The organism is Paenibacillus mendelii, from assembly GCF_024498075.1.
Classification (GTDB): Bacteria; Bacillota; Bacilli; order Paenibacillales; family Paenibacillaceae; genus Paenibacillus_Z; species Paenibacillus_Z mendelii.
The window spans coordinates 61,325-71,758 of record NZ_JANHOF010000024.1 but is presented as its reverse complement, the minus strand read 5'-3'; the positions used below and the strand labels follow the sequence as shown (position 1 = coordinate 71,758).

The 10,434-nt window shown below is 52.8% G+C and carries 6 protein-coding genes and 1 rRNA gene; all 7 read right to left on the bottom strand.

What is annotated here, in order from left to right:
• Positions 1 to 254 (bottom strand): 16S ribosomal RNA (locus tag NNL21_RS33325); the annotation flags it as partial.
• Positions 255 to 576: 322 nt separating this feature from the next.
• Positions 577 to 2,622, bottom strand: a complete 2,046-nt coding sequence (gene ligA, locus NNL21_RS33320; RefSeq protein ID WP_256555658.1) for an NAD-dependent DNA ligase LigA — start codon at positions 2,620 to 2,622, stop codon at positions 577 to 579.
• Between the two features lie 58 nt (positions 2,623 to 2,680).
• Positions 2,681 to 5,035 (bottom strand): DNA helicase PcrA, encoded by a 2,355-nt coding sequence (gene pcrA / locus NNL21_RS33315; RefSeq protein WP_204819993.1) that lies wholly within the window; start codon positions 5,033 to 5,035, stop codon positions 2,681 to 2,683.
• Between the two features lie 215 nt (positions 5,036 to 5,250).
• Positions 5,251 to 5,967 (bottom strand): heptaprenylglyceryl phosphate synthase, encoded by a 717-nt coding sequence (gene pcrB / locus NNL21_RS33310; RefSeq protein ID WP_204819994.1) that lies wholly within the window; start codon positions 5,965 to 5,967, stop codon positions 5,251 to 5,253.
• Positions 5,968 to 5,991: 24 nt separating this feature from the next.
• On the bottom strand, positions 5,992 to 6,351 hold the full coding sequence (locus tag NNL21_RS33305) for an STAS domain-containing protein (RefSeq protein ID WP_256555657.1): 360 nt from the start codon (positions 6,349 to 6,351) through the stop codon (positions 5,992 to 5,994).
• Positions 6,352 to 6,377: 26 nt separating this feature from the next.
• On the bottom strand, positions 6,378 to 8,564 hold the full coding sequence (locus tag NNL21_RS33300; RefSeq protein WP_204819996.1) for an ATP-binding SpoIIE family protein phosphatase: 2,187 nt from the start codon (positions 8,562 to 8,564) through the stop codon (positions 6,378 to 6,380).
• Positions 8,565 to 8,590: 26 nt separating this feature from the next.
• Positions 8,591 to 10,408 carry an AfsR/SARP family transcriptional regulator gene (locus NNL21_RS33295; protein ID WP_204819997.1) on the bottom strand — a complete coding sequence of 606 codons (1,818 nt, stop codon included), beginning with the start codon at positions 10,406 to 10,408 and terminating at the stop codon, positions 8,591 to 8,593.
• Positions 10,409 to 10,434 lie beyond the last annotated feature (26 nt).

Below are 10,434 nucleotides of genomic sequence, written 5' to 3'. Positions count from 1 at the left end.
ATGCGCCGCAGGTCCATCTACAAGTGGCAGATTGCTCCGCCTTTCCCAATTCCCTCATGCGAGAGAATTGCGTATCCGGTATTAGCATTCGTTTCCGAATGTTATCCCAGTCTTGCAGGCAGGTTACCTACGTGTTACTCACCCGTCCGCCGCTAACTCCATTGAAAGCAAGCTTTCAATGAAATTCGCTCGACTTGCATGTATTAGGCACGCCGCCAGCGTTCGTCCTGAGCCAGGATCAAACTCTCCATAAAAGTGCGGCCCGAAGGCCGACTATATTGATAAGCTTGTTAGCTCATTACTTGTTAAATCTTGTCGGATTGACGTGATCCATATGTTCAGTTTTCAAAGAACTTGCTGTCACTTTCTGTCGTGACAGTTGTTTATAATACCAGCTTTCAAATCCGTTGTCAACAACTTGTTTCACTTATTTATTATCGGTGATAATCGGTTGTTAGCAGCGCTTCGAAAGCGACAAGAAATAATTTAACACATCCACAGGAGGAATACAACTTGTAATAAATGACAAAAGCTGCAGAAGGTTTAATGCCCCTCTGCAGCTGGCGTAGAGCTTGCTTATTCGCCGAGCAGCCGAAGCAGCTCGTTCTCATCCTCAATGACGGTAACACCTAGATCGCGAGCTTTCGTCAGCTTGCTTCCGGCGCTCTCGCCCGCAATGACGAAGTCGGTCTTCTTCGATACACTGCCGCTAATTTTGGCTCCTAATGCTTCCAGCTTACGCGCTGCCTCATCCCGGGTCATGGCTGTTAACGTTCCCGTCAGCACGACAGTCTTCCCGCTAAATAAACTGTCTGTGCGCACTTCCACTGTCAACTCCGCTTCCGCCTTCACGCCTAGCGCCAGCATGCGGTCAATGCTATCCACCGCAACAGGGTCGCGGAAATACATCCAGATGCTGTCCGCAACAATACCTCCGACATCGGGCAGACCAATCAGCTCTTCCACAGTGGCCCCACGGATAGAGGCAAGACTTCCAAAATGATCGGCAAGCATCTTTGTCGTCGCTTTACCCGTATTAGGAATGCCCAGTGCAAACAAAAAGGCTGCTAGATCGCGCTGCTTGGACTTATCGATTGCTTCGAGCAGCTTACGCGCCTTCTTGTCGCCAAACCGATCGAGGCCAATGAGATTCTCATAGGTTAACGCATACAGATCCGCTGGATCGCGTACGCCGCATTCATCAAACAGCTGTTCCGCCGTCATAATACTGAAAGATTCAATATCCATGGCGTCCCGTGATGAGAAGTGCGTGATGCGAGCGATTGTCTGAGGCCTGCACCCCAGCTTGTTGTTGCAGAACAGATGAGCCCCGCGCTGCTCAAGCGTCGTCCCGCAGGATGGACAAATCTCCGGAAAAATAATTTCCGCGCCTTCCTCGTCATCCGCCCTTCCCAGAATCTCAGGAATTACGTCGTTCGATCGACGGATAAAGACACGCGCACCCAGCGCATGCTTCAGATTCTTCCTTTCGATATCGCCAATATTGTTAAGCGTACAATTCTGAACGGTTACCCCTGCAAGTTCAACGGCTTCCACGCGGGCAACCGGCGTAATCTTGCCTGTGCGCCCTACCTCCCAGGATACCGACTCCAGTACGGTGGTCGTTTCTTCTGCTTCGAATTTGAAGGCGACGGCCCAACGCGGAAATTTATCGGTATACCCTAATACCTCGCGCGTACGCATGTCTGTCAGCTTCACGACAGCACCGTCTATCAAATAATCAAGGGTTCCGCGAATCTCCGCTATTCGTTCAAGCTCCGCCCGCACTTCTTCGATCGTACTCCAATAAGTAGCATACGGATTTACTTTGAATCGGTTATCGCGTAAAAACTGCAGCATTTGCTGATGGGTATCGAAGCCCACCCCGTCCGCATAACCAATATTATAGAAGAAAGCACTGAGCTTTCTTTCTGCCGTAATACGCGGATTCTGGTTGCGCAGCGCTCCGGCAGCCGCATTGCGGGCATTCTTGAGCGGTTCTGCAGCCGTGCGATTATAGGCTTCCAGTGTGGAGAGATGCATAATCCCTTCGCCCTGCACCTCGATAATCCCCTCGTCGAAAGGAATTTTAAGCGGAATGGACTTCATCGTCTTCACTTGAGCCAGAATACCTTCGCCAACTACGCCATTGCCGCGGGTCGCCGCCTGCACAAGACGTCCGTCTTCATACGTTAAGTTAAGGGTTAGTCCGTCAAATTTCTGTTCGATGACATAACTGGGCTCCGGCAGCGGCTCTTCATCAGGGTTCTTGGTGTTGAAATCGTTAATGGCCTTGATAACCCGAGCGTTCCACGCCAGCAAATCCTCTCCGTCTTGAGCTTTATCGAGACTCCAGAGTCTGGAACGATGGCGATGCGGTTCAAAGCCCTTTAAAATATCCCCGCCAACGCGAAGTGTAGGCGATTCAGGCAGCGCAACGCCGGTCTCCTGTTCCAAATGAACTAATTCGTCATAAAGCGCATCATACTCTTTGTCGCTGATCGTAGGTTGATCCAGCGTGTAGTAACTATGGTTGTACTGTTCAATTAAGTCCGCCAGCTCTCTCATGCGTGCGAGTTTATGCGGCTGCGCTTCCTTGCCAGGTTCCATGGCCGTCGACATCGGGCACTCTCCCTCTCTTAATGGACGATATGATACGTATGCAATCTGGCTGCGTTCCTTAATCTACTTTTGTAATCGGCGCAAAGCTGGCAAGCAGTTTCTTTATTCCAACCGGCGCAGGGAATGCAATCTGCAGCTCCGTATCGTTCCCCGATCCCTTCACCGAGACAACGGTACCGACTCCCCATTTGCCGTGTGATACCTTGTCGCTAACTTTGAAGTCGCGCGCTCCCCCACCGGCCGCTGCCCCTTGGCCGGAAGCCGCTCTGGCATCATCCAGCGGCGTACTTACGCGCACGCCGCCTCGAGGATTGCCGGCTGCGGCTCCGGCAGAACCGCCGCCCGTCTGTCCGCGGTATCCGAAACCGGACGTACCGCCAGCCCCTGAGGAACTGCCTGCATACCGGCTTCCCGCTCCAATACCCCCTATTGAACGGCCGCCTATGCGTCCGGTGACCGCAGCCTCTTCCTTCACTTCATCCGGCACTTCCCGCAAGAAACGGGAAGGCATGTTCGAATTCGTGCGCCCGAACAACGTCCGCATCCGTGCGCAGGTCAAGAATAGACGTTTCTCCGCCCGGGTGATCCCCACATAGGCGAGCCGCCGTTCTTCCTCCAGCTCATCGTTATCCATCAACGCACGGCTGTGCGGGAAGACGCCTTCCTCCATCCCAATAATAAAGACAACAGGAAATTCCAGGCCTTTGGCGCTGTGCATGGTCATGAGAACGACTGCATCCTTAATACCGCTTTCCGGTTCATCCTTATCCATCGAATCGATATCTGCTATCAGGGCCAAATCGGTTAAGAAGGCGACAAGCGTCTTGTCGTCATTGCGTTTCTCGAACTCCAGCGTTACAGACAGAAACTCGTCGATATTCTCAAGCCGCGCCGTGGATTCCAAGGTATTCTCCCGGCGGAGCTCCTCACGGTACCCGCTCATCTCGAGCAGCTTCTCCGTCAGCTCCGTCACGGACAGTTCCTCTTCCATCCGCTTCAAGTGAAGCATCATATCGTGGAATTCCTTCAAGGATGTGCGCGCCCTGCCTGTCACGTCGATCCAATCGAGCTCATCCAGCAGAGCGAAGATCGAAATTCCGCGTTCAACGGCAAGCTCGGATAGCTTTGCAATCGTTGTATCCCCGATTCCCCGCTTAGGGACATTGACGATCCGCTGCAAGCTGAGATCATCATCCGGGTTTGAGATGAGACGAAGGAACGCAAGCAAGTCTTTAATCTCTTTACGGTCATAGAATTTGATTCCGCCGACAATTTGATACGGAATATCGGATTTGATGAGCGTTTCCTCAATGACCCGCGACTGGGCGTTCGTCCGGTACAATATCGCATGATCGCCGTATTTATGACCTTTTGCAACACCGCTCTGGATCTCGGAGGTGACGTAGTACCCTTCTTCATGCTCCGAATCCGCCTGATAGACAGTGATGGCATCACCTTCGCCTTGGTCGGTCCACAGCTTCTTCGGTTTGCGGCCGGTATTCAGCTTAATTACGGCATTCGCAGCGTTCAGAATATTCGCAGACGACCGGTAGTTTTGCTCGAGCATAATCGTCCGGGCTTCCGGATAATCCTCTTCGAAATTCAAAATGTTTGAGATGTCGGCTCCGCGCCAGCGATAAATCGACTGGTCGCTGTCCCCGACGACGCAAATATTGTGATGCTTGTCGGCTAGCATGCGGCACAGCATGTACTGCGCTTTATTGGTATCTTGATATTCGTCGACATGGATATAACGAAACTTGTTCTGGTAGAAATCGAGAACTTCCGGCACTTCCTTGAACAGTTGAATCGTGGTCATAATCAAGTCGTCGAAGTCGAGTGAATTGTTACTCTTCAGTCTCCGCTGGTAGGCTTTGTACACTTTAGCCACAATATCATCGAAATAATCGCCGATTTTGTTCTCGAATCGCTCGGGTGTAAGCAATTCGTTCTTGGCACCGCCGATTTTGGCCTGAACGGCTTTGGGCTCAAACTTCTTCGTATCGATGTTCATGTCCTTCATGCAATTTCGGATGACGGACAGCTGATCGGCCGAGTCCAGGATGGAGAAGCTGGACGTGAAGCCGATGCGGCTGATGTCTTTGCGCAATATGCGTACGCACATCGAGTGAAAGGTCGATACCCAAATATCCTGACCCGACGGTCCGACTAACGAAGCTACCCGCTGCTGCATTTCGCGAGATGCTTTATTCGTAAATGTAATGGCTAGAATGCTCCATGGCGCCACACGCCGTTTTTCAATTAAATATGCGATACGGTGCGTCAACACGCGCGTCTTGCCACTGCCCGCTCCCGCCATTATGAGTAAAGGGCCTTCCGTGGCCTGAACCGCTTCCCGCTGCGGCGGATTCAGCTTCTGAACCGCCTGATCGATTCCAAATTCATTTAACATATGAGGAATAAAACTCCTTTTGTTCGCATTTGTTCGCCTATCTTCAGTCTAGACAACAAGGCCATGAGTGTCAATTTGATTCTGCAGGATATGGACCTGTTTCGCGATACATTTTTTAGAAAAAAAAGAAACCGGCTCTCAAGCCGAACCCACCGCAAACGGTCGATTCGGCCTAAAGCCGGTGATAGCTCACCATTGGACTTTCCAGCGGCCCATTAGCCGCGCAGCCCGCACACGGTCTCCCGTACCGCCTGCACGGTGGAGAGCGCCGCTTCTAACCGATCATCATATATGGCATTGCCGACAATAACCGTGTGCGCCGCTTCCGCCGCCTGGCGGGCTTTGTCCGCACTGTCAATGCCGCCTCCATAGAACACTCTGGCGCCGGTCACCGATTTGCACGCCCGCTTGACGAGCGACATATCCCCATAAGTACCGCTGTATTCAATGTATACGATGGGCAGCCGCATCAACCTGTCAGCCATATAGACATATGCCGCAAGACTCTCCGCATCCAAATCCGTTCTCGCACCCGTCAGCTGGGCAGCCTTGGCATCCGGATTCAGAATAAGGTAGCCCTCTGCCGCCGTTTGGTCCCACGGGATAAAGGCACCCAGCCTGCGCAGCGCTTCAACCTGATGTCCAATCAGCCATTCCGCTCGATCCGTATTGAGAACCATTGGAATAAAATAATAGTCGAAGCCGGGAACGGCCGAAGCCTCGCCCGACACTTCGAGTGCACAGGGCACTTCGTATCGGCGAATCCGCGATAGCAAATCAACCGTGTTATCATAGGTCACGCCGGTCGTTCCGCCAACGATGACCGCATCCGTACCCGACATACATACCGCGTCCAGCGTCTCATCGGATATTTCCCGTTCGGGATCAAGCTTAAACACATGTCGCCATGTTTCGTAAATTGCCGATTGCATGGTAGCCTCCACTTGCCTTTCTTTTTACAAATCCAATGCTTCGATCCGCTGCATAACAGCAAACTCATTCGGATACAGCATCAGCCACTCCGTAAGCCCGACCATACGGAAGAGCTTCTCGTAATGCGGCGTAACGCCCCAAGCGAACGTGTGAACGCCAGCTCTCCGCGCAATCCGCGCCAAGCGGATCAGAACGGCCATGCCGCCGCTGTTGATATAAGATACACCCGTCAGATCAAGCGCTAAGAATCGAACACTCTCGTCAAGCCCGCCTGCTAACCCGTCTAACAGCTCGTTCTCGGACATTTTCGTCAGATCGCCTCTCAGCTGCAGCACGCTGCCACTTGGAAATTGGCGCCGCTCGATGACTAAAGGCAGTTCCACTGCATTCACACCCCTTGTTATTCTCGTTATTTATTCATAATACGCATAAAGTACAATTCCATATAGAAACCGCGTTCATCTCTGCCGGTTGCCCAGTAATCGGATAATGAATCAATAATGACAAGCCCCCAGCCTCGCGGATCATCCGACTCCCTTTTCTTGGCCATTTCCGTCTCATCCCGGGAGACATGCGGGAAGTACCCGCCCCCTTCGTCATAAACCCGGATGACCGCAAGCAAGCTGCCGATTTGCGCCTGGACGGTAACCTGAGCCAGCGGATCAAGCTTGTTACCATGCTCCATGGCATTCATGATAGCTTCGGCTACAGCGCTTTGAACATCCTCGTGCAAGTTCGTCTCCGGCCAGAATTCGGTAATAAAGCTGCCGATTTGCTCGGCAATCCCCCGTTCATCGCCCATTCGGCTGCGCAGCGACCATTCATTCGAGAAGAAGCTGCTCGGCATGAGCTCAGACAAATGCCCGCTGCTAATTGCCTCGCGCTGGACGGCCTGGCTCCTGTAGGCCTGGACAAGTTCTAGTACCACGATTGTCCGATCATCCTTCCCCTCTGCGGAGTGTGCGTCCATCCGCGCCAGCCATTCATCAACCAGTTGAGGCAGATCGTCGCATGGCTTCCATGACGAAATTTCCTTCTCCAACCCATCAAAGCCGTACATATGCCCGCTCCCATCCATCGATTCGATTATGCCGTCTGTATATAGAACAAACCGGTCTCCCGGGTTGAGCTGCAGGAGCGTTTCTTGATAGACCACTTCCGTATCGAAACCAATCGGCAGCGAGCTGCAATCGACTGTAATAACCGAACCGTTCGGAGCTACGATGTAAGGAGATAAGTGACCCGCGCTTGCATACCGGACGGTATCGCTCGTCGTATCAATCACACCTACGCCGATCGTGACCGCGCCATCATCCCCCATCGCCTCGCATAACTGGCGGTTCATACGCGCCAGAACTTCCGCGGGATTTCCGTTTCGCCTTATTTCTGCACGAAAGAGCAGAAGGAGTGCTGACATGATGAGCGCTGCTGGCACGCCTTTGCCCGAGACATCGCCAATCATAATCGCAAAGCTCTTGGGCCCAAGCATCACCACATCGAAAAAGTCGCCGCCCACATTGCTGTAAGGCTGGCATCTGGCGGCGATTCGATAGGAGCCTATCGTCAAATCACCGGGCGGAAGCAGCTTTTGCTGTACGTTGTAAGCCAGCTTCAGCTCTTTCTCCAGGGAATCGTATTCCCGGTCTATCCGGGATTGCATTTCGTTGAAGGCTGAAGCCAGCTCGCCTGCCTCGTCATAGGAAACGACCGGCATTCTGCTGCCAAGCTTCTGGCCGCCTCCGCTAAGCTCTTGAATATTTCGAACCAGCGAGCGGAGCTCCTGCCTGAACTGAAGCGTAACGTAACCGAACAGGCTTGTACCGAGCATGAAATAAAACAAGGCTATTCCACCGATCAGCAGTGGACTTTGCGGTTCGCCTGATCCCTTCGCAATAACCGCCAGCTGAAACAGGTTCAAGACGGTTATCAGAAAGGTGCTGGTATAGGTCACGATGAGCGGCGACGCAATGGAGGCTCTGCCATCCCATTGTCCTGGCTGCGGCTGGACGCGCAGAACGAGCGGCAGCAGCAGCCGCCGAATTGTCGTGAAGATGAAGATCCCGATGGTAATGAATAAGCTAATCTCGCCAGCTATCGTACCGATCAGGACCCCCCAATCGATGGGAGGCAGCGAATCATGACGGATCGCCGCATACTGACTTTCTAACCAATAAAACACGACCGTGTATACAAAACCTAAGCCAACCATGCCGCATAACAGCTCGCCGGGGTGGGTCAGCAATCGGTTAAGCGCTTTGGCTGCTTCACTTGCGTCCCCTTCGCTTGACGGTACATCTGAGTTCATACGGAAGACCGGCTTCAATCTCCATATAGACAGCATGGCAAGAAAGAATGCTAAAGCAACCGCACCGATCAGCGAAGCAGGTAGCGAGAACGTTAGCAGCTTCTTAAACGGAATATCCAGCACGAGTAGTTGTTCCCCGAGTAATATGAGAATACCGGCCAGGAAGGAGCATACGTACACCCCGAACAGACGAAGTCTTAATTGCCCGCGTGTTGGCATCGCAGCACCAACAGGCGTTTCCAGTTCGCGCACACGCTCAACGCCGTGGAACCGTTCCCCCTCATATCTCATTGAGGATGCCTCCGTGAAAGGGCTCTTTATTCCCATATCAGACGCTTCGTCTTCTCGAGCAGCTCAATTCCGAGTTCCTCTTTGCAAATCCGCTCAAGGCGTTTATACCAGCTGATTGCTTCCGCTCGATGACCTTTATCCAAGCAATGTCGGATCATCGTCTCGTAGGCCTCCTCCTGCTCGGGCCGCAGGGCTATCCATTCGTTCAACCGTTGTTCGGCCCTCACATCATCCTGCAGCTCTGAGTAATATATCGCAATCCGCTTCAGCATGTTGGTCTGGCGGTCAAGCAATTGCTCGCGGAGACGTTCCAGCCATTCCGCAGAAGGAAGCTCCGTGGCAAGCTGGCCGTAGAGAGGAAGCGCTTCATCGTAAAGCCTGCAGGCTGCTTCTCTATCATCCATCCATAATTGATCGCCAACTCGCGAGAGCGCCACATAGGTCTCTACATCGATTTGTTCGATCACATGCTCCTCCAGCCCGATCACGCCGCGTTTGGCATAAACGGTATCGGACATGCCCATTTCTTTCAGCGTGTGTCTCAAATCATGGAGCGTTACATAGAGCTGGTTCGAACGTTTGGCCGTTTCGCCTTCACCGAACACACGATCAATGATCTGCTCTCGATTCGCTTTATATCCAGGCTGCAGCAGCAGAAAAACAAGAAGCTCGCCAGCTCGGCGCCGTTTCCAAGCTGGCTCGGCATACGTGCCGTCTGTTGTACTGAAGCGTATGCCGCCCATCAGCTTAATACGCCACTTCTCATCCGGACTATCCGTCTGAACCGAAGCATGCCGGGGAATGAACATATCGACAAGATGGCTATTATCTACCTGTTCGACAACTTCCGAGAGTGACGGCTCCTCGACTGCTTCAGGCTCTTCATCGTCTTTAGAGATTAATTGCCCCATCATTGCCGAAACAGCATTCAATCTGCGATTGATAGCAGGTGTCGTAACCAGCTTCTGCAGGCGGAGCATCATGTCGTACTCTGACTGGGCACCGGAATACTCCCCCTGCTCAAGAAGGCGCTCCGTCTCTGCCGCCGTTACATAAAACTGTATTTCGTTATCGCATGCAAGCGATTGCCTCGGCTTCTTCTCATCCTCAGTCTGCAGAAGTACCGCTTTGACCAAGTAGGCGTACCTCTCAGGCAGCCATGCAATGTCCCTGCTGCTGGGATTGCCATCGGTCAACGTTGCGATAAGCGCCATACCAAGATTGTCCTTATCCAAGTGCCGATTCAACCACTGTATCCGCAATCGCCATTCCGGGCGATCGTACGCGGCGGCCGAGGGATCGTACAACAAGCGGTCGAGCATAACAAATGCCGTCCAGAGCGGCTTGCCTTCATTGCCAAACTGTTCTGCCGCATGCCAGAACAGCGCTTCAGGCTCGTACTTGTCCGTACCTTCCGGAAGCCCGCCATTCGCTGAAGCACGGGCTAATGCCCAGGGCACAAACCCGCTGCACACCTCCGGTGTCCGATTCCATTCCTGTAGAAGCAGCGTCACGATCGGCACCGATTCATTCCGGTCACCCACCTGCTCATATAGCAAACCAAGCATTCCCATCATGGCAAGCATCGCCGACTCATTGGCCTGAGCGGCAAACCCCTTAAGTGCGGTTTCGAGCAAGTGCTTCGTCTCGATCAGCCTTCCCTGAAGCAGACCATCTTCACATTCAGCCTGAAGCAAGAGCGGTGATCGCTTCCGCACTTCAGCCGGTATGACGCGAAGCTCATCCGCAGACAAGTTCTGTCCATCTAGAATCGCCTGCTCTAGGGACAGCAGTTCATTCACCCATGCGTCCTTTTGTCTACCTGAATCGTTCCGTTGTCCCATTCGCATGTCCCCACGTTCTTTATCAA

Bases quoted from the DNA above. Each gene is read 5' to 3' on its own strand.
- pcrB (WP_204819994.1), bottom strand. From the start codon at position 5,967: ATGCAATCGGCAATTTACGAAACATGGCGACATGTGTTTAAGCTTGAT.
- pcrA (WP_204819993.1), bottom strand. From the start codon at position 5,035: ATGTTAAATGAATTTGGAATCGATCAGGCGGTTCAGAAGCTGAATCCG.
- ligA (WP_256555658.1), bottom strand. From the start codon at position 2,622: ATGTCGACGGCCATGGAACCTGGCAAGGAAGCGCAGCCGCATAAACTC.
- NNL21_RS33300 (WP_204819996.1), bottom strand. From the start codon at position 8,564: ATGAGATATGAGGGGGAACGGTTCCACGGCGTTGAGCGTGTGCGCGAA.
- NNL21_RS33295 (WP_204819997.1), bottom strand. From the start codon at position 10,408: ATGGGACAACGGAACGATTCAGGTAGACAAAAGGACGCATGGGTGAAT.